The 23,974-nt window shown below is 33.3% G+C and carries 27 protein-coding genes and 1 tRNA gene; 16 read left to right on the top strand and 12 right to left on the bottom strand.

Features of this window, described 5'->3' with window-relative positions; translation table 11 throughout:
- Positions 1 to 179: 179 nt before the first annotated feature.
- Complete coding sequence (locus tag ACKI30_RS10540) at positions 180 to 1,601, bottom strand: AAA family ATPase (protein WP_407412262.1); 1,422 nt, start codon at positions 1,599 to 1,601, stop codon at positions 180 to 182.
- A 618-nt stretch (positions 1,602 to 2,219) separates the two neighbouring features.
- Here ACKI30_RS10540 and ACKI30_RS10535 point away from each other — a divergent pair.
- Positions 2,220 to 3,671: an FRG domain-containing protein gene (locus ACKI30_RS10535; RefSeq protein ID WP_407412260.1), complete on the top strand. Its 1,452-nt coding sequence runs from the start codon at positions 2,220 to 2,222 to the stop codon at positions 3,669 to 3,671.
- A 146-nt stretch (positions 3,672 to 3,817) separates the two neighbouring features.
- On the opposite strand, the gene ACKI30_RS10530 is transcribed toward ACKI30_RS10535, so the two are convergent.
- Positions 3,818 to 5,425 (bottom strand): hypothetical protein, encoded by a 1,608-nt coding sequence (locus tag ACKI30_RS10530; protein ID WP_407412258.1) that lies wholly within the window; start codon positions 5,423 to 5,425, stop codon positions 3,818 to 3,820.
- Between the two features lie 425 nt (positions 5,426 to 5,850).
- Here ACKI30_RS10530 and ACKI30_RS10525 point away from each other — a divergent pair, with 425 nt between their 5' ends.
- The 5 genes from ACKI30_RS10525 to ACKI30_RS10505 all read left to right on the top strand — a co-directional run bounded on the left by ACKI30_RS10525 (position 5,851) and on the right by ACKI30_RS10505 (position 8,020).
- A complete protein-coding gene (locus ACKI30_RS10525; RefSeq protein WP_407412256.1) occupies positions 5,851 to 6,084 on the top strand; it encodes an AbrB/MazE/SpoVT family DNA-binding domain-containing protein in 234 nt (77 codons plus the stop codon).
- Positions 6,081 to 6,518: a type II toxin-antitoxin system VapC family toxin gene (locus tag ACKI30_RS10520; protein ID WP_407412255.1), complete on the top strand. Its 438-nt coding sequence runs from the start codon at positions 6,081 to 6,083 to the stop codon at positions 6,516 to 6,518. The genes ACKI30_RS10525 and ACKI30_RS10520 overlap by 4 nt, the downstream gene beginning before the upstream one ends.
- Positions 6,519 to 6,738: 220 nt before the next feature.
- Positions 6,739 to 7,170 (top strand): peptidylprolyl isomerase, encoded by a 432-nt coding sequence (locus ACKI30_RS10515; RefSeq protein WP_292741165.1) that lies wholly within the window; start codon positions 6,739 to 6,741, stop codon positions 7,168 to 7,170.
- Between the two features lie 143 nt (positions 7,171 to 7,313).
- Positions 7,314 to 7,724, top strand: a complete 411-nt coding sequence (locus ACKI30_RS10510; RefSeq protein WP_295159790.1) for a hypothetical protein — start codon at positions 7,314 to 7,316, stop codon at positions 7,722 to 7,724.
- Complete coding sequence (locus ACKI30_RS10505) at positions 7,724 to 8,020, top strand: hypothetical protein (RefSeq protein WP_407412252.1); 297 nt, start codon at positions 7,724 to 7,726, stop codon at positions 8,018 to 8,020. The genes ACKI30_RS10510 and ACKI30_RS10505 overlap by 1 nt, the downstream gene beginning before the upstream one ends.
- Before the next feature lie 132 nt (positions 8,021 to 8,152).
- Here the strand turns inward: ACKI30_RS10505 and ACKI30_RS10500 are convergent, their stop codons facing one another.
- From ACKI30_RS10500 to ACKI30_RS10470, 7 genes are all read right to left on the bottom strand, one after another.
- Positions 8,153 to 9,514, bottom strand: coding sequence for an MFS transporter (locus ACKI30_RS10500; RefSeq protein WP_407412250.1), 1,362 nt, complete (start codon positions 9,512 to 9,514; stop codon positions 8,153 to 8,155).
- A 42-nt stretch (positions 9,515 to 9,556) separates the two neighbouring features.
- Positions 9,557 to 10,471 (bottom strand): DNA glycosylase, encoded by a 915-nt coding sequence (locus ACKI30_RS10495; RefSeq protein ID WP_407412248.1) that lies wholly within the window; start codon positions 10,469 to 10,471, stop codon positions 9,557 to 9,559.
- Positions 10,468 to 11,292 carry an imidazole glycerol phosphate synthase subunit HisF gene (gene hisF, locus ACKI30_RS10490; RefSeq protein ID WP_330007888.1) on the bottom strand — a complete coding sequence of 275 codons (825 nt, stop codon included), beginning with the start codon at positions 11,290 to 11,292 and terminating at the stop codon, positions 10,468 to 10,470. The genes ACKI30_RS10495 and hisF overlap by 4 nt, the downstream gene beginning before the upstream one ends.
- Positions 11,293 to 11,341: 49 nt before the next feature.
- Positions 11,342 to 11,503, bottom strand: coding sequence for a preprotein translocase subunit Sec61beta (locus tag ACKI30_RS10485; protein ID WP_407412246.1), 162 nt, complete (start codon positions 11,501 to 11,503; stop codon positions 11,342 to 11,344).
- Between the two features lie 72 nt (positions 11,504 to 11,575).
- On the bottom strand, positions 11,576 to 12,043 hold the full coding sequence (gene moaC, locus ACKI30_RS10480) for a cyclic pyranopterin monophosphate synthase MoaC (protein WP_407412244.1): 468 nt from the start codon (positions 12,041 to 12,043) through the stop codon (positions 11,576 to 11,578).
- A 5-nt stretch (positions 12,044 to 12,048) separates the two neighbouring features.
- The gene (locus ACKI30_RS10475) at positions 12,049 to 13,266 is read right to left on the bottom strand and encodes a tRNA pseudouridine(54/55) synthase Pus10 (protein WP_407412267.1); all 1,218 of its coding nucleotides are present in this window, start codon (positions 13,264 to 13,266) and stop codon (positions 12,049 to 12,051) included.
- A complete protein-coding gene (locus tag ACKI30_RS10470; RefSeq protein WP_407412265.1) occupies positions 13,259 to 14,608 on the bottom strand; it encodes a signal recognition particle protein Srp54 in 1,350 nt (449 codons plus the stop codon). Before ACKI30_RS10470 ends, ACKI30_RS10475 begins: the two co-directional genes overlap by 8 nt.
- An 87-nt stretch (positions 14,609 to 14,695) precedes the next feature.
- Between ACKI30_RS10470 and hpt the strand changes: the two genes are divergently transcribed.
- The 8 genes from hpt to ACKI30_RS10430 all read left to right on the top strand — a co-directional run bounded on the left by hpt (position 14,696) and on the right by ACKI30_RS10430 (position 19,118).
- A complete protein-coding gene (gene hpt, locus ACKI30_RS10465; RefSeq protein ID WP_407412242.1) occupies positions 14,696 to 15,265 on the top strand; it encodes a hypoxanthine/guanine phosphoribosyltransferase in 570 nt (189 codons plus the stop codon).
- A gap of 1 nt (position 15,266) precedes the next feature.
- Positions 15,267 to 16,271, top strand: a complete 1,005-nt coding sequence (gene dph2, locus ACKI30_RS10460; RefSeq protein WP_407412264.1) for a diphthamide biosynthesis enzyme Dph2 — start codon at positions 15,267 to 15,269, stop codon at positions 16,269 to 16,271.
- Positions 16,272 to 16,345: 74 nt separating this feature from the next.
- On the top strand, positions 16,346 to 16,915 hold the full coding sequence (locus ACKI30_RS10455; protein WP_407412240.1) for an exosome complex RNA-binding protein Csl4: 570 nt from the start codon (positions 16,346 to 16,348) through the stop codon (positions 16,913 to 16,915).
- Between the two features lie 14 nt (positions 16,916 to 16,929).
- On the top strand, positions 16,930 to 17,208 hold the full coding sequence (locus ACKI30_RS10450) for a DNA-directed RNA polymerase subunit L (RefSeq protein WP_330007891.1): 279 nt from the start codon (positions 16,930 to 16,932) through the stop codon (positions 17,206 to 17,208).
- 30 nt (positions 17,209 to 17,238) lie between these two features.
- Positions 17,239 to 17,661 carry an NUDIX domain-containing protein gene (locus ACKI30_RS10445; RefSeq protein WP_407412239.1) on the top strand — a complete coding sequence of 141 codons (423 nt, stop codon included), beginning with the start codon at positions 17,239 to 17,241 and terminating at the stop codon, positions 17,659 to 17,661.
- A 78-nt stretch (positions 17,662 to 17,739) separates the two neighbouring features.
- On the top strand, positions 17,740 to 18,051 hold the full coding sequence (locus tag ACKI30_RS10440) for a transcription factor S (protein ID WP_292741189.1): 312 nt from the start codon (positions 17,740 to 17,742) through the stop codon (positions 18,049 to 18,051).
- Positions 18,052 to 18,060: 9 nt separating this feature from the next.
- A complete protein-coding gene (locus ACKI30_RS10435) occupies positions 18,061 to 19,026 on the top strand; it encodes a topoisomerase IV (protein ID WP_407412237.1) in 966 nt (321 codons plus the stop codon).
- Between the two features lie 18 nt (positions 19,027 to 19,044).
- Positions 19,045 to 19,118: transfer RNA gene (locus tag ACKI30_RS10430), tRNA-Arg, on the top strand.
- A 1-nt stretch (position 19,119) separates the two neighbouring features.
- Here the strand turns inward: ACKI30_RS10430 and ACKI30_RS10425 are convergent.
- Entirely contained in the window at positions 19,120 to 20,949 is a 1,830-nt protein-coding gene (locus ACKI30_RS10425; RefSeq protein WP_407412235.1) for a helicase C-terminal domain-containing protein, read from the bottom strand.
- 95 nt (positions 20,950 to 21,044) lie between these two features.
- Here ACKI30_RS10425 and cobI point away from each other — a divergent pair, with 95 nt between their 5' ends.
- Complete coding sequence (cobI, locus tag ACKI30_RS10420) at positions 21,045 to 21,749, top strand: precorrin-2 C(20)-methyltransferase (protein WP_407412233.1); 705 nt, start codon at positions 21,045 to 21,047, stop codon at positions 21,747 to 21,749.
- Here cobI and ACKI30_RS10415 read toward each other — a convergent pair.
- Positions 21,746 to 22,516, bottom strand: coding sequence for a V4R domain-containing protein (locus ACKI30_RS10415; RefSeq protein ID WP_407412231.1), 771 nt, complete (start codon positions 22,514 to 22,516; stop codon positions 21,746 to 21,748). The genes cobI and ACKI30_RS10415 overlap by 4 nt on opposite strands.
- Before the next feature lie 179 nt (positions 22,517 to 22,695).
- Positions 22,696 to 23,445, bottom strand: coding sequence for a TatD family hydrolase (locus tag ACKI30_RS10410; RefSeq protein WP_407412229.1), 750 nt, complete (start codon positions 23,443 to 23,445; stop codon positions 22,696 to 22,698).
- Between the two features lie 89 nt (positions 23,446 to 23,534).
- On the opposite strand from ACKI30_RS10410, the gene ACKI30_RS10405 reads away from it, so the two are divergent.
- A partial coding sequence (locus tag ACKI30_RS10405; RefSeq protein ID WP_407412227.1) for a ThiF family adenylyltransferase occupies positions 23,535 to 23,974 on the top strand: 440 nt, incomplete at its 3' end.

The following is a 23,974-nucleotide window of genomic DNA, read 5'->3' as shown; positions in this document are numbered from 1 at the left end:
TTTATTTAAAACTCCAGATAAACATTTTTCGATTTCATCCCCATTCAAAAAAATATAATTCTTTGGAAGGTCAATAATTTTACAATTATTTTCTTTACAATCCTTTGCAAAAATTTTTTTTGATTTTGAAAATTTCTTTTTAGAATAAAATTTATGAAAAAATTCTTTAGGCAATGAAATCACTTCTCCATTGCCTTAATAATATCTACAGACTCATTATAAAGTTCATCTGTAACTTCTGAGAAGTTTTCGTCAATGAACCCTGTTTCATTAACATCTACTTCTTTAGGAACATAAAGATAATCAGATTCCTTTTTAAAATTATAAATTTTAACATCTTCATGATTTAAAATATTTTCATCACAATATCCTAATTCATTTAATTTATCTTCATTTACTTTACCTAATCTAATAAGATTATTAAATTGTTCTAGAATATAATCACTGTGAGTAGTTAATATAATATTTAGCCCATTGTTGATTAATTTGACTAAATATTTAACTAATATTCTTTGATTTTCAGGGTGTAAATGGTTTTCAGGCTCTTCTATTACTAAAAAATCCTCTTTGTTTGATAAATCAACTAAATATTTGATAAATGGAGTTAATTCTTTTACTGATGAAGAAAGTGATTTGAAATCAAATTCAATTCCATTTTTTTCATCAATGAATTTAATACCTTCATCAACATTATTAAACTGCAAAACCCCTCCGAGTATTTCTTTACTCAATTCAGCTGCAATATCCTTATAAAATCCCTCCTCAGAAGTCTCATTATTTAATAATAAAGACATTAATTCTTTATCTAATTTGGAAGAATTTATATTCCCATTAATTTCATGTGTTAAAAATGAATTTAAATGATTGGAAATAGTGTAGCTTGAAGCAGGAAGATAATATGAATTTTCTACTAAATTAGAAATAAATGCTTGGGAAAGAATTCCATAAATTATTCCAGGAACATACGTATTATCTAACTTAGATAAATTTAAATAAATCGGATTCAATATTATTGAAACAAACTCATCATCCCTTGACATACTTAACACTACTTCACCTTTATTATCAGTGCTATTTTCAGATTCCCCAGTTGTTTCTAAAAAGAAATTATCTAACAATAACTTTCCATTATCATTCATCAAAGAAATTCCATTGAATTCTATTGAAAAAGAAGAATTAATAATATTATCAAGTTTATTAATATTATTAGAAAAAGTATTCTTTAAATTGGATTCTATAGATTTTAAATAAAATTTACCAATGCCTTCATAAAATAACTTATCAAATTCATCAACAGGTAATTTAAAAGGATTATTTGAAAAATCAGGATTTGAATTTAAATAATCAATGAATTTATAATTATATTCATCAAAAATATCCCCATTATTATCAAGTATATACTTTAAAGAATCGATTGAAATTGAATCTTCAATATCCTCAAATTTTCCATTAAATGGATTTAATAAAGAATGAATTAAACATGCAGAATAGGATTTACCTGAACTATTTGAACCAACAAATATTGTTAATGGGGAAATATCAATATTAGCTTCTTTAACTGGGCCAAAATTTTTTATTCTGATATTATTTTTAATAACCATAATAAACACCTAAAATAATTATATTAAATTATAAAGTACCTATATTAAATATTTTTTCATTTTTTTGACTACAATTTTACGAAACAAAAGCAATATTTCATTGTCAATGCAATTAACATGAATATATCAAAAATTTAGATAATATGCTAAATAAAAAATAAAAAAAACAAGATTAACAACTCTGTAATTCAGTATTAGTGAAATGAATTAATTTAACTTTTTTTAAGGTTTGATAAATCTCGCAAAAGCATGCTTCGTAGATATTATAATCTCCACAATAAGGATCATCAATATCTAATGGATATTCGCAATATATTCTTTAATTGTATACACTTCTAGATTAGGATAGTAACTTATATCTCTTTTTTGTGAAACAATTCAAATGTTAAAAGTAAATCCTTCTCTTCAACCTGTAAAATCAACAAGATAAAATCTAAAGTGAAATATTTCGATTCCTCAAGATTTTATTTAAAATAAGAACTATTCAATTAAATCAAGTTAACAATATCTCATAATATTTACCAAACTCTAATTCAATACATGTTTGCTAATCAATATATTAATATCAGTTATCTGATAAATTTTTATAGTATATTATTTTTAGGAAGTGAAGTTTTTATGAAATGTGATGAATTTATAAAAGAAATTGAAATTGATAGTTATGAGGACTTAATTAATAAAATTTATAGTTCTAATTTTAATAGGAAAGAATATATTTTTAGAGGAATTGGAAATGTAAAATATGACTTAATTCCTAAGGCTTTAAGGAGAAATGAATTTGATCAAGCCGTGATTAATAAGTATATTAGTTCAGATTTTATTGTAAACTGGAAAGTAGAAAATAACTGGGAAGAGTTGCTCAATGATTCTTTAAAAAACTTTAAAATTGATTATGAAGAGTATTGTGACATGATTAATGATGAACAAGATACATTAATTCTTGATAAATATGGGTTTATTCAAAAAGAAACAGATAAAAAAATATTATGTAGTGTTGGTTCTAAAAAAGAATTGCAAATAAAAAGAGAATTGCATTTACTCCTAAGATTTTTTAATTGGATTGATAAAACAGGTTTAGAAATAAATGTAAACACTAGTATACGTAGTTTGATTCATGAAAATATTAAATTCACTCCTGAAAGTTGGCCTCATCCTGATTTTTTTGAAATTATTTCATTAGCTCAACATTATGGTTTACCAACTGAAGCACTGGATTGGTCCTACAGATTTGAAGTAGGTTTATATTTCGCAGTGAAAAATATCTTAAAGAACAATAGAGACGAGGGTGTGTTATGGGCTTTAAATTATAAATTATTGGAAAATAAATATTTGGATAAACCATTAGATAATAAAATATTATTTTACAGACCACAATATTATTTAAACAATAATCTAAGAGCTCAAAAAGGATTATTCACATTTGTTATTAATGAAGGCCAGAAGATTGATTATAGACCCTTGGATAAAATTCTATTTGAAGACCGAGATGAATTTAATCTTAATCCAAATGAGAATATTTTTTATAAATTTATAATCCCAAACAAAATAAAAGCAGATATTTTAAAAGAATTATATCGTGATGGATGGTCTGAAAAATTCATGTTTCCAGGATATATGGGTGTAGTTAAATCAATGAAAAATAAAGTTAAATCTGATGATTATATTTATGAACCACCTAATAAAAAATCCATTTTAATGTCTTTTTCAAAATATGAAATTGATAAAATTAAAGAAGGTAAAAATGTCACTTTTAGAAAATTTAGACTTAAAAAGCCAATTGATAAAATCTTTATTTATTCACGAGACTCTAAAAAGATTTATGGATATTATAATTCACATCATATCATTAATAATACCATAGACCACTATTTGCAAATATTTAAAGAACAATCGCTGATATCTGAAGAGGAACTTTTAGACAAATATGGAAATGTTGATTTTGGCATAACAATTCAACTTTCAGATTTAAATTTATTTAAATATCCATTCAAATTACACAATTACAATGAAACTAATGAGTATAGTTTTTTGGAAAAAGTTAATTCATTGAAATTATTATTGAATTTTTAAATGAGAATCCGCAAAAATTAAATTTTATGAATCTCATAAAATTTAATCCCTCTAAAAAATTACCACATATAAAATAAAAATTTAGTAAAATAGTTTATAGCTATTTTACATTTTTTAAATATGGGGTCTATTAATAACCTGCATATTTAATTTTCCAAACTTAACCCATGTAAAAAATCTAAAATCATGAAACATCTCATTGCATTATATATTCTCCCATAATGGAAATTTTCTCCATGCATGATTTTATGCCTGCTAAATTTAATTGAAGTTTGATAACCCTCTCCCTGCATGGTGTGTTGAAAAAGAACATCTAAAAAGACATCACTCATCGCATCTAAATATTCATCGCCAGAAGTTAAATCTCTAATGTATCTATCAAATTTAATATTTTGGCCATGCTCGTCCTTTTTACGATTTCCATCAAGATCACATACAATATTTCTGTCTACCTTAAGCCCTTTTTGACTCATGAATTCCATTTGAATACCATCTATTTGAGCAATTAGAACTGGAACAACTAAATTTGAAAAATTGACATCTTTTGGGCAATTTTTTATGATTTTAACACAATCCCTAATAATTTTCATCCTACCATCAAAAATAGGATTTGAGCTCCAGTTATCAACAAACAAATCCAGATTTTCACAATCATTGCCTAAGAAATAGTCATTGAAAACATGATTAATAGCTCCCCATTTACTTTTAGAATTGCTTTCACATATAGAGACAAGGTCATAGACAATGGATGGATCCATACTTGGACTAATGAACCAATGATATTTTTTTATACAATTTAATGCTCTTTTCTTTGATATATTATAACGTTCTTGTACATTTTTCCAAAATTCATTGTAATCTTCAAAAAACTTAATAATATACTCGTTACTGTTTATCCAATCGTTCCAAAAATCAATCTGTGGTTGAATCGCCTTTAAAATCTCTGATGCTTGAAATATTGCAGAATTATTAAATACATGATTAAGATTAATCATTGTTTGACTCATTGCATCCACTCCAGTTAATGCTTGAGAAACAGCAGCCATATTAGACTCAACAACACTACCCACCATCCTCCTAGCAGAATCCACAGCAGACACAGCCTGAGAAACAGCAGAATATTTTAATGCATCATCAATAGGTGATGTAATGTCAGCCATGTGTTTGAGATTTTGAACTGCTTGTGAAACACCTAGATTATTAGCCATTTGCTGCATTGATGTTATTTGGGTGTTTAAAATATAATCTTCTAAACCACTGTAGATATTGAGTGAACTAAGACTGTTGCGTATTGAATCAACCATTTTATCATAATTATCTTCAAAAGGTTTAACTATATGTTCCCTATACGCAATTACACCCTCTTTAAAATCATTGTAAACATCATCATTTGATAAATTAAAAAATTCATCCATATTATTGCATTTTAAATATCTCTCTAGAATACTTTTTATCTCAGACTGATTCAAGTCATTTAAACTTTCAATTGAAATTTCTGGAGAGATTAATTGATTAATGATAAAACCTTTACATAAAGACTCCCCATCAAGACCATCTTTAATATTTTTTAATAAGTAATTTAAATCATCATCAAAAATTGGTCTTAACTCAAGAGTTCCTAATGTGTTACTTTCAATAACGATTGGTCTATTTACAAGTTCAATAAATTCTTCCATACTTTTAACTTCAATAATTTCATTATTACTTTTTTTAGAATCATCATCTTTCTTAGATTTAATATTATTATCTTTCATTTTATAACCTCATTAGAGTTTATTCAAAAATTTAGAAATCTTTCTTTGAAGATTTCCCAGTACAAAATTTATCATTCATATGTCGTCATTGTAACATTTACAGGACATCTTGATAAAGTTATACTCCTACCTTTACTTTTACCAAATAGGATAAAGAATAGGCATTCAGATTTCCAAAAATAATACGCTGAAATGGACACTTGATAATTTCCTAAATTGCGCAAAGAATGTTTCATGAGTTCGTACATGTTTATCCAATTAATATGGTGTGGTTTATACTCATGATTGGAATAACATTCTCTATATCATATTATATTTAATTACTATAATATAAACTTTTCTAATAAAAATTTTTTATCATATACATTTATATCCTATTAGAAACAGATAATATCATAGATACTAAAATCCAAGAGGTGGAAAAAATGCTGATACTAGCCACAAGTAAAATTCAAAGCAATTATCAAACCACAATTCCAAAAGAAATAAGAAAAAATTATGACATTGACAATGATACTGTTGTAGAATGGGCCATCAATGAAAATGGAAATCCTGAAATAAATTTCAGAAAAAAAAGAAACTTCAAAAATCTAGCCGGTGCTTTTAAAACTGATGAAAAGACCAATGCCGTAGACTTGAAAAGGAGTTTATACGAATGATAAAAGTATTCCTAGATACATCATTCATCCTAGCATATGTCAATTCAAATGATGAATTGCATGAAAATGCTTTAAGACTAGAAGAAGCTGAAGACATTCTCTCACAGGACTGCTACATTAACAATAACGTACTGAACGAAGTTTTAACATTAACTGGCAGGAAAATGAACATCAACGCTGCTGAAGAGATATACTACGGCCTGATTGACAGCTTTGAAATATTAAATGAGTACACTATTTTCAACTACACTGCTAAAACATTTGATATCTTCAAAAAAATTGTTGGAGCCAACAGTAAAAAGACAAAACTAAGTTTCACCGATTCAAGCATTATCCTAACCATGAAGGAATCAAACATTACTGATTTGGTCAGCTTTGATCAGCAATTCAAAAATTTCAATGAAATTAACCTAATCGGTCCAAATTATCTATAACGTTCTTAAAATCAGATTTATAGACATGATATCATAATAATTGCATAAAAAAGGTCATTGAAAATAATCCACCATTACTTTTAACAAGATTAGGATAAGTTTATTTACCATGTAACTTCATATAATAATACTGTAGAAAGCACAAGTATGTGATATTTTAAAAAATATTTAATCATTAATATTTATAGTATTAGTATTATTTAAAAATTAGGTGATAAATATGAAAGTCGCTATTATCGAAACTGATAAAGGAAATATTGAATTGGAACTGTTCCCAAATGAAGCACCGGGAACTGTAGCTAACTTTGAAAAATTAATCAAAGAAGGCTTTTACGACGGCTTAACCTTCCACAGAGTTATCCCTAACTTTGTAATTCAAGGAGGTTGTCCTATCGGAAACGGTACCGGAGGACCTGGATACACAATCAAATGTGAAACCGAAGGAAACCCACACAAACACGGTACTGGTGCATTATCCATGGCACACGCAGGTAAAGACACAGGTGGAAGCCAATTCTTCATTACCCACTGTCCTCAACCACACTTAGACGGCGTTCACACCGTATTCGGACAAGTTATCAAAGGTCAGGATGTTGTTAACGCTATCCAACAAGGAGACAAAATGAACAGAGTGACCGTTGAAGAAAGATAAACCCTTATCTTTCAACTTCTTTTTTATTTTTACATCAAAATTGCTTTTATTTAGTAAAATTGACTTAAAATTAAACTAAAAATATAAATAACCCCCAATACATATTTTAATTTAAGTTTAAATTAATATCTGGAGGTTATTATATGAGACAAAATTTCACACAAAGACTAGAAATGCAGATTTCGCAGGAAAATGCAAGTTCAGGATCGATATTTATGGCCAATGATAATGATCTTAAAGATTTTCTAAAAAAACATTATGATTTTCCATCAAATAATCTGAATGAAATTAAAGAATTCATCGAAAAAGATAAAGAATTAGAAAAAATGGTTTGTGAATTAGCTGACACTATTTCTAACGAAATCATCATCAGTGAAATTTCTTTTGATTTCATGAAAGAAACCGACCCTAATGAAAAAATACTTGAAATAGTAATCCATACACCAGAATCCGATGAAAAATCATTGCTCGAAAAAGAAGATGTTTTAATCGATAAAATTATTGATAAATACCCTAAAACAATGAACGAATATATTCTTTTGGTGGAATGCTAATGTCTGACAGTGAACAATTCGATTGGTACAAATATTATGAACATGCAATATCCTATCAAAATGAAAACGATGAAGCTAAATTAAGAACTGGAATTGGCAGATTTTATTACTCCTCATTTTTAGAATCAAGAGATTTCATTTTAGAAAATAAAACCTTTTTAAATAATTTCAACAAGAGAATAATGAACTCCAAAACAGGTAGAATTCACCAAGAAACAAGACACACTTTTGACAAACACCCATTATTAAACCATGACAATGTTGGCAAAAAATTGCTCAAAGACTTAATATCTTAAGAAAATATAGAAATATGGTAGATTATGACTCAAAAAAACCAAAAAATTTAAAAAATATCTATAATAAATGCCACAAAAGAGCAAAGAGAATATTTGAGTTATTGGACGAATTAAATTAATTATAATTGTTTGCTAACTTTTTGATTTGATTCCAACAAATGAAGCAAATACGGATGCTATACATAACACCACACAGATAATGCATGTTATTTGACAGCTGCTAATCAATAAGGGATAATACTGTGCAATTATTGGAACATCACCCATTACGAATGCAAATACAAGTGTCAATATGCCCATACTCATCGCCTGGCCAACAGTACGCATTGTTGCAACCGCTGCTGATGCAACTGAGGTGTCTTTCGCAGGAACTGAACCCATGATTACATTTGTGTTCGGAGGAGAGAACAGCCCGAAACCAATACCGTAAATAATCATTGAAACAATTAAAAATACCATTGGAGTTGCAGCATCTAAAGATGAGAACAGAAACAGTGAAACTGTTCCCAGTGCCATTCCGATAGCTGCCAGGATTTGCGGAACGAACTTGTCTGACAATCTGCCTGCAATCGGCGCTAAAACCACTTGACACAACGGAGCGACAAGCAATATCATACCTGCAGTCTGTGAATCAAATCCTTTAATATATTGCAGGTGATAGTTAAGGATTGTTGTTACTGCATAAGTAGCCAAATAAGCGCACAGTGATGCGAAATTGGCTGATAGAAATTTATGGTTTTTGAAAAACCTTATGTCAAAGACGGGATATTCCTGTTTCAGTTCAATCAAACCGAATACCACAAGAATTATTAATCCAAGAACTGTCAATGCTATTCCCATTTGAGTGTTTAGAATGGTGAATCCATACATAAAGAGAACTATTCCTATTCCATATGCAAATGATCCCTTTATGTCCAGTGGCATGTTTTCAAAGGAACTCCACTCCTCATTGATTTTAGTTAAAAGCAATGCAAGAATTGCAAACAGGAACGGCACTCCAAAGAGCACTACGGATCTCCACCCCAAATTATAATCCAAAATTCCGCCAATGACCGGAGACAATGACAATCCCACATATACTCCGGTGATATTTATTCCCAGCGCCTTTCCGCGCTCTTCAGGCGGGAAGGCATTAACAATCATTGCCATGGATGTTACATTAATAAAAGACAGGGAAATTCCTAAAATAAGTCTGCATAAAAGGAACTGTTCCTGTGAAGTGACAAGCACATTGGCAATTGAAATTATGATAAACAAAACAATGCTTATGATTGTAACTTTTTTAAGACCATATTTTCCTGAAATTTGGCCTGCTGGAACCGACAGTACAGCCACAACCAACAAAAAGATAATGGTAACCCAGTTTTGAATGATATTGCTCATTCCGAATTCAGTTGCGATGGACGGAATGACAATGTTTACCGCATTAACGGCGAATACTGTAAAGAATGATAATACTGTACAAATCAATAAAATTAAATTTTTCTGTTCCATTAAATGATTATATTAAAGTCATATGATATAATTCTTTTCAAATTATTTCAATTTTGACATCAAACCGGATTTTCTAGCATAATGAAATAAATAAAGCTGCACATAACCCGCATTTTTGCCAAACTCCTCCATTCCGAATTCACGGACTTTGGCAACACTGATATCCTTTCCATCAAAATACAGGTGAGAGACAATTCTTTTTATCCATACATCTGAAGGAAAAGCTTCCCTGAAGTTAAATCCGTATAACAAAATGCAGTCGGCAACTTTCGGACCTACACCAGGAACCTTCAATATGCTTTCAAAAGCTTCATCATAGCTCATTTTTGAAATGTCGTGAAGGTCCATTTCATCTGTAAAAAGCTCGCTTGCCTTTCTCATGTATGGTGCTCTATATCCCACGCCACAATTTTTAAGATTATCAGTGCAGCTTTCAATATCTGAAATATCTGACAAATCAGATTCCTCTTCGCTGTCCAAGTACACATTTAATAAAACGTTGCTTTGAGGAAATGTATAGTAATCCCCATGCTGATTTCCCCAATTACATTTTATTTGAGAAATGGATTTTGTCCACCTCTTAATGGAATTGTTAGCAGAGCATATTGATGAGATAATGCACTCGAATGGATCATGCGCCAAAAAGAGTCTCAGACCATTGCAGAATTTGGACATCTCCGCCAGCTCAGCATGATTGCCCAAATATTTATAAAACTTATCCAAATCAAAATCCAAGTCAAAAATGTAGCTTAATTTTGAAACGGCTTCATCCTGAGAGATGTCCCCTTTAAAATCAAAATCCAAAAATTCGCCTGATTGCCTTGCATTGAAAATTACAGGTTTGCCGCCAACATTGACAACATTAGAAAAAGTACCGTCAACTTCAGCCCAAGGAGGCTGTGAAGTCTGACCTGACAATTGTGTCAGTTCCAAGTCAATAGGTGTTTTGATAATCATAAGCGGACAGCCACATTATTCTCTTTGAGGTATTCCTTTACGGTGCCTATTGAATATTGGTTAAAATGAAATATGCTTGCCGCAAGAGCTGCTGAAACGTCTGTCTTTTCAAACACTTCAAGGATGTGTTTCGGTTCTCCAACACCGCCGCTTGCTATTACCGGAATATCAACCGCATCATTGATTGTCTTGTTCAGTTCAATGTCATATCCGTTTTGGGTTCCGTCTCCATCCATACTTGTAAGCAATATTTCGCCCGCTCCACGTTCCTGACATTCCACTGCCCACTGGATTGCGTCAATGCCTGTGAATTCACGTCCTCCATAAATGCTTGTATCAAACCAGCAGTAACCCTTTTCAGTTTCAATGACAGTTTTATCCGGAGCATCATCGGGATGGTCCACATATCTTCTTTTCGCATCGATTCCGATTACGACAGCCTGGGACCCCACAACTTTTGAAGCTTCTGTCAGAAGTTCCGGATTTTTAATGGCTGCAGTATTGGTTGAGCATTTATCAGCGCCTGCCCTAAGCATTTTAATGTAATCGTCAACCTTTCTTATTCCTCCGCCGACACATATCGGCATGAAAACGTTTTCAGTCAGTCTGTCTATAACATCCGCCATTGTAGCACGGCGTTCATGTGATGCAGTGATATCTAAAACAACAACTTCGTCTGCTCCTTCCTCATAGTATCTAGTTGCAAGGTCTACTGGATTTCCGGCATATTTTATTTCCTTAAATTCCACACCTTTAACAACACGACCCTCTGGAACCTGCAAGTCACAATCTAAACAAGGAATAATTCTTTTAGTTAACATAATAAATCCTAAATAAAAAAAGAGTATTGTTTTTTAAAAAACAATATTTTTAAGCTGAATATCTTAAAACAAAACAGAATATAGCTAAAATTACGGTAGCTATTAATACATGCTCAGGTGCGAGTTTTGGACCTAAACTTTCTTCATCAAAGTATCTTACTAAACCTGCACCGGTTTGAGGCATAGAAATCTTATCATTTTTTTTCGCCATAAGTAATCTCCTATTAAATTAATTAAACATAAAATAACTGAATATAATTATTTTGTTCATCATATATAAAGTTTAAATTTTTTCTTTTTTAATAACTTTAATGTCACTGATTCTTGTGTCGGGATATTGGCCGTCCTCATCTTTCTCTACAGCCTTTACCATATCCCATACGGTTAAAAGAGCAACACTTACACCGGTTATAGCTTCCATTTCCACACCTGTTTTGCCTAAAGTGTTTACGGAACATCTGGCTATAATCTCATTGGATTTGACTTCAAAATCAAGCTCTATTCCTGTCAATGCCAACGGATGGCAAAGAGGAATTATTGAAGAAGTATTTTTTACAGCCTGAATACCTGCAATTTGAGCGGTTGTTAAAACATTTCCTTTTTTAATTTCTTCATTTTGAATTAGTCTTATTGTATTTTCATCCAAAAAGATACTGCCGCTGGCAATAGCTCTTCTTTTCTGGTCTGGCTTGCCACCAACTTCAACCATGTGTACGCCGTTTTCTGTTAAATGTGTAAATTCATCTGCCATAATATCTACTTCTCGCTTACTTCAATTACGTCAAGCTGTTCGCAAACAGCATTAACGCCCAGTATTTCTCCAACATTAGGATGGCTTCTGCCTTCATCGCCTGAAATCAATTCCTTAATGTATAATCCGCCTTCTGTTTTAATGATCATTGTGAAATGTGTATCGTCGACTATTTCATAGGACAAGTCCAGCACATGCTTGATGCGCACCTTGTCTGCACGTCTCCTAAGCACCCTTAAAGGAGTCTGCTGATGAATTTCATTCAATTTAGTCAATTCCCCCAACTTATCCTTATCAAATGATTCATCACATTTTACAGAGGCCTGATAAACTTTATATGTATCCGGAGAGGACTGTTTGATTTCTGCCTTACGTCTCCTCTCGCAAAGATGTAAATTATGATAGGAAGTCTTTCCTTCATTAATCTTATTAATTTCTTCTTCAAGTTTAGCCAAATCAAGATTCCTGATTTTCGGTTCTTTGATTTCAAGGACAAATGGCCTTCCTGAACCCAGCATTAACACGTCAATGTCTTCACGGCCTGCACCGTGGAATTTGGCTTCCTTGCCTTTTGTTAATTTTAAAAAATGCTCAGAAATTAACTCTTCTACAGATTCTGGATATTGTTTTCCAGTGTAATTGCACTCCTCACAGCCTCTTCCCTTACATTTGGTACATGGCCATTTTGTTTGAGGAATTCCACGTTTAAGCTTATTGTATTTTCCTTCAATATACAACGGGTTAATTTGGATTCTGACTTTCGGCTCACTGACCAGATCAATGTTAAAGACAATATCCTGGGATTCGAATTCGGCTTCCTTGTCATATCTCTCCCAAATTCCAAGGCCTATAAGCCTGTTGACTTCCTTTTTGATGGTTTCAACGCTTAAATTAAATTTTTCAGATAACTCTTCATCTCTTTTTTGAATGTCCTTGTCGATTTTGGAGCCAACCAGAAATGTGTCAAACTCTATTCCCAACTGGTTTATCTTATCATCAAGCTTTTTGTATAAATCATCATCAAGCTTGTCGAACAGATTATCGCAGACGACACATTCGACGCCTTCCAAATCTATGTCAAGCTCTTTGCATACCTTATCCGCCCTTTCGATGTTGTTGGTGCCTTCTATTGTCTTTGATAATTTACGTCCCAAACAACTTTTGCAGATTTTTCCATCAGTCTCTTCCAAAATTTTTTTAGCTAACTCGTACATTTTATCTATTCATGAATTGGCCCATCATACGGTTCATTGCACCGCCGCCTAAACGGCCACCACGTTTTCCTATTCCTTTCATTGTCTTTTTGGTATTGTTATAGTATTTTAAAAGCTCTTTGACTTCGCTTTCCTGTACTCCCGCACCGCGAGCAATTCTGCGAATGCGTGACTGCTTAATGATTTTAGGATTTAACATTTCTTCTTCTGTCATTGAAGACATCATGATTTTATAGGTGTCAATCTTGTCTTCTGTCATCTTGGATGCTTCTTTTGAAATCTTATTTCCCATACCAGGAATCATGTTGAGCACCTGCTGCATAGGTCCCATCTTGTTCATCATGTCGAACTGGTTTTTCATGTCCATCAGTGTGAACTTACCTGTGAGCATGTTGTTCATGGTTTTTTCTGCAATGTCCTCATCAATGTTTTCCTCAGCCTTTTCTATAAGGGATTTGATATCCCCCATTCCAAGAAGCCTGGAAATAAACCTTTCAGGATCAAAGAGCTCAAAGTCATCAATTCTCTCACCGATACCGATGAACTTGATTGGAGCGCCTGTTTCTGCAACAGCTGACATCGCACCCCCTCCTTTAGCTGAACCATCCAATTTTGTAATTATGATTGAACCGATATCGGTTGCCTGTGAAAATGCCTTGGCCTGTTCGCCCGCCTGCTGACCGATGGTACCGTCAATTACAAGAATAGCTTCATTCGGATTGATGATATTGTCCAGTTCGTCCATCTCAGCAATGAGGTCCTGTTCCTGCTTGTGCCTACCTGCAGTATCGAAAATGATAACTTTCCTGTTTTTGAATTCCTGCAAACCTTTCTGTGCAAGGTCAAGCGCATCCTTGTTGTCAGGATCCCCGTACAGCGGAACGTCCATCTCTTCAGTCAATTGCCTTAACTGTTCGTAAGCCGCAGGCCTCCATGTGTCTGTACAGACAACTGCAGGATTGAAACCTTTTTTTTGAAGGTATCTGCATAACTTACCGATTGTGGTAGTTTTACCACTACCCTGAAGACCCAGGAACAATATTTTATATGGCCTTTCATTGATATCCAGTCCGGCGGCTTCGCTGCCTAAAAGATTTACCATTTCCTCATAAATGATTGTTATGACATGTTCTCTTGGAGTGATTCCCTTTGGAGGTTCCTCATCAAGAGCCCTTGATTCAATTTTTTTAGATAAATCTAAAACTAATTTAATGTTAACGTCGGATTGGATTAATGCACGCTGAATATCTTTAACAACTTCTTTGATTGTCTTTTTATCGATTACTGACATTCCTACTAATTTTTTCATTGTATTAGTAAGATTTTCTCCTAAATTTCCGAGCATATTAATCACTTAAAATAATTGATTTTAGAAAACTTATATAATTATAATAAAATATATTTATAATTAACAAGTTTTAAATTTTTGTGTGAGACTATGTTAGAAGAAGTAATCAAATCATTAGAAGCATCCCCAATTGTAAAGAAAGGTGAATATAACTACTTTGTAAATCCAATAAGTGACGGTGTTCCGGCAATGGACCCTTTAATGCTTAGAGAATTAGCATTAGCTGTTCACAAATACGCTGATTTAAATATCGATAAAATTGTTGCTGTTGAAGCAATGGGAATTCACTTAGCAACTGCCCTATCCCTTGCAACTGACATTCCTTTTGTTGTAATCCGTAAAAGACAATACGGACTTCCTGGAGAAACAGAAGTATATCAAAAAACAGGTTACGGCTCATCAAACCTTTATGTAAATGACTTGCACGAAGGCGAAAGAATTTTACTCATTGACGATGTTGTAAGTACCGGCGGAACCTTAGTCGCATTGATTAGAACACTGGAAGACATGGGCTTGGATTTGAAATCCGTAGTAGCCATTATCGACAAGGGAGAAGGTAAGGAAATCGTCAAAAAGGAAACCGGCGTTGACGTTTTATCTATAGTGAAACTGGACGTCATTGACGGTAAAGTAGTTATCGAAAGCACTATTGAAGATTAAAATGTCAATGTATGATATGGATTTGGACAAGGTAATCCGTAAGATCAACTCAAAAGATGCGCAGATAGTTGGGCTTCAGTTTCCTGAAGGCTTAAAGATGCAAGCCATTAAAATAGCCCGCCAGATTGAGGATGAAACTGATGCAACAGTGATTATTTCCGGAGACCCGTGTTTCGGTGCCTGTGATGTGAGCGACTGGAAAATGAAAGGGTCAGTTGACCTTATCGTCCATTATGGCCACACACCGCTTCCGCTGAAATATGAAATTCCGACTCTTTTTATTGAGGCATTCTCAAATATTGACATTAAAAAAGACCTTGAAAAATGTTTGGATGAACTAAAGAGCTATTCAAGAATAGGACTGGTCACAACCACCCAACACCTACATCTTTTAAATGAAACAAAGGATTTTCTGGAAGATAACGGTAAAGAGGTTATTCTTGGATCATCCCCATCAACTAGAAAAGGACAGGTTTTGGGATGCAATTTCTCTTCCATCAAAGATTTGGACGTTGAAGTTATTCTGTTTATAGGCAGCGGAAATTTCCACCCGCTGGGCATAAGGCTATTCTCAAACGTTCCGGTCCTGGCGCTTGACCCATACAACAGTGAAATCAGAAGCATGGACGAATATGCTGACAGAATCTTAAGAATACGCTTTGCGAGAATAACAAAGGCAAGGTCTGCCAAAAAATGGGGAATAATTGTCTCCTCAAAAGAGGGTCAATACAGGATGGCGCTGGCAAGACAGCTTAAAAAGACACTTGAAGACCATGACATGGAAGCATATATCATTTTAGCGGACAATATAAATCCAGACATATTATTGCCTTATTTTGAATTGGAAGCGTTTGTTGTTAGCGCTTGTCCAAGAATAGCAATTGATGATTCACAAATGTATAAAAAACCACTCCTAACACCCCAAGAACTGGAGATTGTATTGAACAAAAGAGAGTGGGAAAATTATCAATTGGATGAAATTTTGTTCCATGAACGTTATAAATAGTTTTAAATATGAATATAAATAAAATTATTATATTAAAGAAATTTTTATAAAATCTTTGTTTTGGTGATTTTAATATGGATATGAAAGAGGAAAAAATAGTAATGCCTGGAGATAAATTAGGAATAATTGAGCAATATCTTCCAGGGGACGGTACTTATGATGATAATGGAGATATCAAATCATCTGTACTTGGTAATGTTAAAATTAATCAAAAAATGAAGGTTATTTCTGTTGAGGGTACTGCTAAACCGGCACTCCTGAAAGTCGGAGACATGATATATGGTCAAATTACTGACATCAAACCTCAAAGAGCTAATGTAAAAATCGAATGCATGAAAGACAATGCAAGACCATTGGCACTACCATATATGGGTGCAATCCACATCTCTCAAGCTAAAAAGGATTATCTCGAAAAATTATCAGATGCTTTTAGAATAGGAGACATCGTTCAAGCTAAAGTTGTTAAAATTACTGGAGATAATGTAGATTTAGGTACAGTTGATGACGATTGCGGAGTACTTAAAGCAATGTGCACTAGATGCAGAGATTTCATGCACACAACCTCAAAAGATAATGAACTTCAATGTAATACATGTAATAAAAAAGAAAAACGTAAAATTTCTAAAAACTACGTTAATGATTAATTAAGGTTGATAAAATGGAAAATATTGAAATTATTGAAGATAAAACTTTAGAATTAACATTTATTGTAAAAGATGAAAGTCACGGCGTCTGTAATGCTTTAAGACACATATTAATGCAAGACCCTGACGTGGAATATGCTGTTTACAATATTGATCACCCTCTTACCGGAAAACCTGAAATGACAATTAAAACAAAAAGAGGAAAAAGACCAAGAGTAGTATTGAAAAAAGCAGCAGAAAAACTCCAAGAAGAAAGTGCTGATTTTAAAAAACTTATCGACGAAGCTTTATAGCTTCACTATTATTTTTTTTAATGTGATTTAATGGCAAATTACAAGATTCCTTCATTAACTGCAGACATCTTTATTTTTGATGATGATTTTAACTTTATTCTAATTAAAAGAAAAAATGATCCTTATAAAGACTGTTGGGCATTACCTGGAGGATTTGTGGAATATGGCGAAAGTGTAGAAACTGCAGCAATAAGGGAAGCCAAAGAAGAAACCAGCATAGATGTTGAACTTAAAAGCCTAGTCAACGTTTATTCCAAACCCGATAGAGACCCACGAGGACACACAGTCACAGTGGCATTCACTGCCAAAGGCAATATGAATAATATGAAGGCAGACAGTGATGCCAAAGAGATTGCAATTTTTTCAGCTGAAAATTTAGATGAAATCGAAATTGCTTTCGACCATGAGGAAATAATTAAAGATTGCTTAAAAGTAGCAAAAAATGACTTATAATGATATATATTTAAATAACTTGAAAAAAAGATTTATTGAATATATATTTGTAAAAATTATTTTATAGAGGAGAGTTAAATGGAATTTTGTCCCGAATGTGGAGCAATGATGCTTCCAAATGATGGAGTTTTAAAATGTAACAGTTGCGGATATTCAAACGAATTGTCTGATAACGATGAATATGCAGTTTCAAAAAAAGTTGAAGCTAAAGAAACTGTTAAAGTATTAGGCGAAGATGTTGATGTACGTCCAACTACAACCGAAACCTGTCCTGAATGTGGAAATGATAAAGCTTATTATGAATTAAAACAAACTCGTAGTGCTGATGAAGCACCTACACGTTTCTTTACTTGTACTGAGTGCAAACATACTTGGAGAGAATACGACTGAGGGTTGTTCATGAAAGATTCTAAAGAAAAAGAGCATAGAATTTCTAATCTCAAAGACATGATTGACAACATCAACGATAACGAAGTTATCGAAGAGGATATTGAAGAAGATTTAGAGTTAATCAACTATCTTAACGAAGATAAAGACGAATATGAAGATTTAGAAATTAATGATGAATTCATCTATCATCCTAGTGATGATGACCATGCTGTTAATTTAGAAGAGAACAATATTAATGAAGATTTCATAATCAAAACCCCAAAAGAAGAAATTGACGTCGAAGATGCAACTGAAAATGAAGAATTTTTTGACGATTTCACTTCTGACATGAGCGAAAGCTTTGACAATATAGTTCATGCTAAAATCGGAAGAACTCCTATCCTAGCGATTGTCAGTACAATTTTAGGATTGATTCTGATTGCCATCTCAGCTACAATTTTTTCATCACGTAGTGACAGAGTTATAGATAATGTTGTTTCAGGTGAAACAAACTTTATCTCACTGATTTTTTTAGTATTTGGTTTATTATTATTAGTTTACGGACTTTACAAAATCATCGGATTTAGGAATCCCTTGGAAAGTCTGTCCAGCAGTATAGATTCAGTTGAAAGCGACGAACCTATTGCTAAAAAAGAGGAACCAAAAGAAAAAGTTATCCCAAAAAGTAACATTCCACTAGACAAGGAATCTTACAAGATTGGTGAATTTAATCTTAAAGAATTAAAAAATAAATTTAAAAAACCTTCCACCCCTAAAAAACCAGCACCACCAACTCAAGAGGAATTGGATAAAATCCCTCCAGCCCGTGAAAAACCTAAAGAGAAAAAAGGTTTGACAGCTGATGAGATTGAAGAAATGGAATACGAACAGGTTGTTCGTGAAGGCGAATCCATTGACGATATTTTTGCTGAAGTTGAAGACATTGACGAAATGCCTATAATTTCTGTTGACAGCGAAGATAAAATTAAAAAATAATTTTTTTATTAATTTTTAGGGCCTGTGGTCTAGTCAGGAATGACGCAGGACTTCGGATCCTGAGGTCGGGGGTTCAAATCCCTCCAGGTCCGCCTAATTTTTTACCCTTACCACTGCTTCCTTGAAAAAGTCAGGAATCAGTAATCTGTACATTGGACTTTTGAACAACATGTTAATGTCACTGTCAATGATGTATGTGTAACATGAATCGTCCTCTGCTCTCATACCACGACCATACGCCTGCATTAGAGTCATTACAGTCTTATAAGCATACCATTTTTTATCCCTTTTCATCCTCATATTGACTTGCTTGTCTCCAAGATATGGGAATGGCATCTTATAGATAATCTGGAACCTGCATTTATCATAAGGCAAATCCACACCTTCACTCATTGATGGTGAAACCAATACCAATGGATTTTCATCTTTTTCAAAGAAATTCAGAATCTGCTCCCTGTTTTTTGAAGTGTGTGAAATTAGTCTTGAATTATACAGGTTATTGAGTATATACTGCTGACATTTGTAACTGTGAGTATGGATTAATCCCTTATCGCCTTCATGCTTTTTAAGGATTTCCTGAAGTATAGGGATTGTTTTTGGAGCTGTGTTTTTGATTCTATTGGCTGACATTTTACCGGCCAGATTAAGAATGATAGGCCTTTTTTCTTTTGTGAATGGGCTGTCAACCTTAATATGATACACCTCATTAGGATTTAATCCCAACCATTTGGAAAACATCTTGTGGGAAAGGATTGTAGCACTCATAAAGATGACCACATCCCCATATTTCAACAGATTATTTTTTGCATAATGATGAACCCTTAAAGGCTTGAATACAACGCCGCTTTCTTCCGCATCGATAACCCAATTTTTAGGCTCCTTTTCCAGGTTATTTGCAAGTGTTTTCAGCCTGGATATTGTTGATCTGATTCTGTCTGCCTTATTTTTCTTGACATCTTTTAAATCAATCTCTTCATAGCTTTCCCTAATAGCTTCAATTTCCATTATCCAATCTTTAATGTCCCCGTCTTTTATTGTCTGCGGAGAAATTACCTTGCTGATGTCTTTTTCAAGAAGCCTATTGTATAATGCAACCTCCATTGTTGCCATCAGCTTATTTTCAATGTTGTGGGCCTCATCCAAAATCAGCAGTGAACGTGGGGCAAAGTGCTTTACATAATTCAGCTCCACTATTGCATAATCATAATTCATCAGGGTGATTGGGGAGTTTATTGCATTGGCTTTTTGGTTCCAATAGTGGCAGTGATTCGGGGATTGATAAAAAATAGCCCCTCCAAATGAATCTTCAAAAGCCAGTTCTGAGTCAAGAGACGGATTTTTAGCTATTCCGTAAGGACAGAAGAATTTGCTTGAAGTCGGAGTGGTTTTACAGGTCCCCATGTCACAGGTCATTTCCAGATTGCTGTTCAGGCATGCGAAGTTTCCCCTTCCCTTGACTAACGGGAACTCGAATTCGTCTGAATACTGTGACTGAAGCTGCTTGGTCATTGTCAAAATGTAGGCTGACTCATACATTTTAGCAAGTGTTGTGGCAATAGCTGACTTTCCTGTACCGGTACCTGCCTCCAAAATAATGTATTTATAACCTTGACGAATCGCATCATTTATATTTTGAATTATGTCCAGCTGACCGAATCTAGGCTCTTCAAATGGAAAATTTTCTATGATTTCGTCGTCTATATGAGGGTAAATCTCTTTTAGATATGCAACTGTGCCCTCATCCAATTTATGATTGTCAATTGAATAGACTTCAGGGATTTCATCATCCAGAATAGAATGTGTAACCTTCTTTTGAAAACTAAATAAATTAGTAGGACCTTTTGACTTCTCATTACTTGAATTTCCACAAGTACAATTACTTTTTAACATGCCGCAATTTGGGCAAAACATCGAATTTGACATTAAAAATATATTAGTTAGTATAATATAAATAAATTATAGGAAGAGCATTTGAAAATAAATATTCAAATTTAATTATTGTTATTATACGTGATATTATGGCTGAAAAAGGAAAATTATACGGAATTGGTGTTGGACCTGGAGATACTGAATTACTGACATTGAAAGCGGCAAGAATATTGAAAACCGTTCCGGTTGTATTTACACCAAAATCATCAAAAGAAAAAGAAAGTATTGCATTATCAATCGTGAGGCCAGTACTTGAAGAAAGAAAAGATTACAAAAGATTAATGCTTGTTACTCCTATTTTTCCAATGATAGAAGATAAAGATGAACTTGAAAAAATATGGACAAGCGCTTCAGAAATGATTGCCCAATATCTTAACAGCGGAAGGGACGTTGCATTCATCACACTCGGCGATCCATCCGTATTCAGTACTTATTCATATATTCAAAAGAAATTAAAAGGAAGCTACGAAATTGAAACCGTTCCGGGAATCACTTCATTTACCGCATGTGCAGCTGCCAGAAATGAGGCATTGGTTGAGCAAAACGATGTATTGACAGTCGTTCCTAAAATTGACGACAGGCTAGAACAAATTCTTGAATACAGTGATTCTGTAGTTTTGATGAAAGCTTCCAGAAACACTTCACAATTGGAACAGATAATAGAAGAAAAAGAAAGACCTAAAGATATCTATTCCGTGCAAAACTGCACACGTGAAAACGAAAAAATAATTGAAGGATTTTCTAATGAAAAACCTTACCTTACAACTACAGTCATCAAATTCAAGGATGACTAATAGTTTTTAATTGCTAAAGGTTCTATTTCAAATACGCATTTTTCGTCTCCCATTGTATAGCATTGTGTTTCGATAACACTTACAGGGAGATTGAAAAATTCTGTAAATAGACCTTCAAATATACCAGTATCCAAAAAGCATGCTGGTTTTCCTGTTTTTGGAAGCAACTCACATTCAAAGCAGTCATAAGTTGTAATTTTAATAATTTGACCAATGTCAAAAGTGAGTCTGCCTAAACCTTTTCTTTGCCAGAATTCGGCAATATTATTTATGAAAACATCCAAATCATCATCATATAACTTTTCAAAAATTGATTTGCCTATACTGTTACCTGTTGATTGCATGATTGGATCTATGTTTATTCCTTCCTGAATAAGCATGGCTTTCAGGGTGTGGAACAGCAATGTGGAAAATTCGGCATCCTCATCGACAATGTTTTTAATTAAGTAATTGGATTGGGTTTCTTCAATTTGCTTTGGCTCGGACAGTTCAACTGAACCAATGTATTTTGAATTCAGGAAAAATATTTTCTTTCTGTTGTCAACAGGGTGAACTCTGTATGATATAATTCCTTTTTCTCTTAAGCTTTTAAGGTGAACTGAAACTGTGGACTTTGATTTTCCTGTGTTACTGACTATTTCATCAAATTCCATATCACGGTCTCTAAGCATTTCCAAAATTGTAAGTTTTACTGGACTTTTGATTACGTTTACCCCTATGCTGTCATCGACATTAGAGAAAATTTGTATAGGTTTTTGTTCGCTCATTTGTACTATCCCCCAATATATAATCATATTTAATATTTTCTAAGTTAATAAATCTAACTGAAATGAAAAAAAGCTTATTTGTTCAATATTTATTTAAAAAAATAAACAAGCATAAAAACAAGAAATGAAATAAATACGAACTGTTCGTTTAAAACCTATAAAACAGTTCGTATACCAAACTATAAACGGAATAATCTTTTTGCGTTTTGAGTCGTTATTTCGATGACTTCATCTTCTTTCATGTCCAATTCATGTGACAATTTTTGTATAATATACTCAATGTTGAGTGACGTGTTTTTTTGACCCCTTTTCTCTTCAGGAGCCAAATATGGGGAATCGGTTTCAACAAGAATATGATTAACATCAATGCTTTTTGCCGTTTTTATTGTTTTCTTGTTGTTTTTGTGAGTAACAGGCCCTGCAATTCCAATAAAAAAGCCCAATTTGATGAACTGCTGCGCCATTTCGGCAGAACCAAGATAGCAATGCATGGATCCTGCCACATCATGCATTTTCAATATGTCGTAGGTGTCCTGCATTGCCTTTCTTGAATGGACTATCACCGGCAGGTCGTGTTTTTCTGCAAGGCCGAGCATATTTTCAAACAGTTTAATCTGGCTGTCTTTGTTGTCCTTTGTGCGGTAATAGTCAAGGCCAATCTCTCCCACTGCAACAACATTTTCATTTTTAAGCTGCCCGTCCAATAAAGAGATGTCCTCATCGGTTGCCTCATCTGCAAATGAATAGAGATAGCCTAAAGCGGCATGGACATTTTCGTATTTTTCTGCCAGCTCCAATACTTCCAGGTTGCTTAAAGGATCTGTACCGTTCAATATCACATGTATGTCCCTTTCTGCAGCTTCCTTTAAAATGTCTTCTGCATTTTCCATTTCGCTTTTGTAAATGTGGCAATGAGTATCTATAATCATGAAAAACCTCTGAAATGTTTGCATAAATTTTTATGTTATCTAATCAATAGTTATATTGTAAATTAAATTATATTTTTTGGTGAAATGAGATGGATGATAAGTTTTCAAGAACAGAAATGTTAATTGGAAATGATGGAATGGAAAAGTTGAGCGATGCAAAGGTTGCCGTTTTCGGACTTGGCGGCGTTGGCTCTTTTGTTTGCGAAGGACTTGCAAGAAGCGGAATAGGAAATTTTGTTTTAATCGACTTTGACAAGGTAGACGAAAGCAACATCAACAGACAGCTGATTGCAACCGTTGATACAATCGGCAGACATAAAGTTGACGTGATGGCTGAAAGAATCCTTAAAATCAATCCTGATGCGAATGTTGAAACATATAAGGAATTCTACATGGCCGATTGTGAAATAGACATCATTACCAAGGATTTGTCCTATGCCGTTGACTGCGTGGATACGATAATGGCAAAGATTGCAATTATCTGCAAATGCGACGAACTTGGCGTTCCTGTCATCTCTTCAATGGGAAC

Source organism: Methanobrevibacter sp., from assembly GCF_045539575.1.
Classification (GTDB): domain Archaea; phylum Methanobacteriota; class Methanobacteria; order Methanobacteriales; family Methanobacteriaceae; genus Methanocatella.
Note: the sequence above shows the minus strand (reverse complement) of the source record. Positions and strands in the feature narration are given on the sequence as shown.

Coding starts and splice junctions, on each gene's coding strand:
- ACKI30_RS10540 (WP_407412262.1), bottom strand. CDS start 1,601: ATGGTTATTAAAAATAATATCAGAATAAAAAATTTTGGCCCAGTTAAA.
- ACKI30_RS10535 (WP_407412260.1), top strand. CDS start 2,220: ATGAAATGTGATGAATTTATAAAAGAAATTGAAATTGATAGTTATGAG.
- ACKI30_RS10530 (WP_407412258.1), bottom strand. CDS start 5,425: ATGAAAGATAATAATATTAAATCTAAGAAAGATGATGATTCTAAAAAA.
- ACKI30_RS10525 (WP_407412256.1), top strand. CDS start 5,851: ATGCTGATACTAGCCACAAGTAAAATTCAAAGCAATTATCAAACCACA.
- ACKI30_RS10520 (WP_407412255.1), top strand. CDS start 6,081: ATGATAAAAGTATTCCTAGATACATCATTCATCCTAGCATATGTCAAT.
- ACKI30_RS10515 (WP_292741165.1), top strand. CDS start 6,739: ATGAAAGTCGCTATTATCGAAACTGATAAAGGAAATATTGAATTGGAA.
- ACKI30_RS10510 (WP_295159790.1), top strand. CDS start 7,314: ATGAGACAAAATTTCACACAAAGACTAGAAATGCAGATTTCGCAGGAA.
- ACKI30_RS10505 (WP_407412252.1), top strand. CDS start 7,724: ATGTCTGACAGTGAACAATTCGATTGGTACAAATATTATGAACATGCA.
- ACKI30_RS10500 (WP_407412250.1), bottom strand. CDS start 9,514: ATGGAACAGAAAAATTTAATTTTATTGATTTGTACAGTATTATCATTC.
- ACKI30_RS10495 (WP_407412248.1), bottom strand. CDS start 10,471: ATGATTATCAAAACACCTATTGACTTGGAACTGACACAATTGTCAGGT.
- hisF (WP_330007888.1), bottom strand. CDS start 11,292: ATGTTAACTAAAAGAATTATTCCTTGTTTAGATTGTGACTTGCAGGTT.
- ACKI30_RS10485 (WP_407412246.1), bottom strand. CDS start 11,503: ATGGCGAAAAAAAATGATAAGATTTCTATGCCTCAAACCGGTGCAGGT.
- moaC (WP_407412244.1), bottom strand. CDS start 12,043: ATGGCAGATGAATTTACACATTTAACAGAAAACGGCGTACACATGGTT.
- hpt (WP_407412242.1), top strand. CDS start 14,696: ATGTTAGAAGAAGTAATCAAATCATTAGAAGCATCCCCAATTGTAAAG.
- dph2 (WP_407412264.1), top strand. CDS start 15,267: ATGTCAATGTATGATATGGATTTGGACAAGGTAATCCGTAAGATCAAC.
- ACKI30_RS10455 (WP_407412240.1), top strand. CDS start 16,346: ATGGATATGAAAGAGGAAAAAATAGTAATGCCTGGAGATAAATTAGGA.
- ACKI30_RS10450 (WP_330007891.1), top strand. CDS start 16,930: ATGGAAAATATTGAAATTATTGAAGATAAAACTTTAGAATTAACATTT.
- ACKI30_RS10445 (WP_407412239.1), top strand. CDS start 17,239: ATGGCAAATTACAAGATTCCTTCATTAACTGCAGACATCTTTATTTTT.
- ACKI30_RS10440 (WP_292741189.1), top strand. CDS start 17,740: ATGGAATTTTGTCCCGAATGTGGAGCAATGATGCTTCCAAATGATGGA.
- ACKI30_RS10435 (WP_407412237.1), top strand. CDS start 18,061: ATGAAAGATTCTAAAGAAAAAGAGCATAGAATTTCTAATCTCAAAGAC.
- ACKI30_RS10425 (WP_407412235.1), bottom strand. CDS start 20,949: ATGTCAAATTCGATGTTTTGCCCAAATTGCGGCATGTTAAAAAGTAAT.
- cobI (WP_407412233.1), top strand. CDS start 21,045: ATGGCTGAAAAAGGAAAATTATACGGAATTGGTGTTGGACCTGGAGAT.
- ACKI30_RS10415 (WP_407412231.1), bottom strand. CDS start 22,516: ATGAGCGAACAAAAACCTATACAAATTTTCTCTAATGTCGATGACAGC.
- ACKI30_RS10410 (WP_407412229.1), bottom strand. CDS start 23,445: ATGATTATAGATACTCATTGCCACATTTACAAAAGCGAAATGGAAAAT.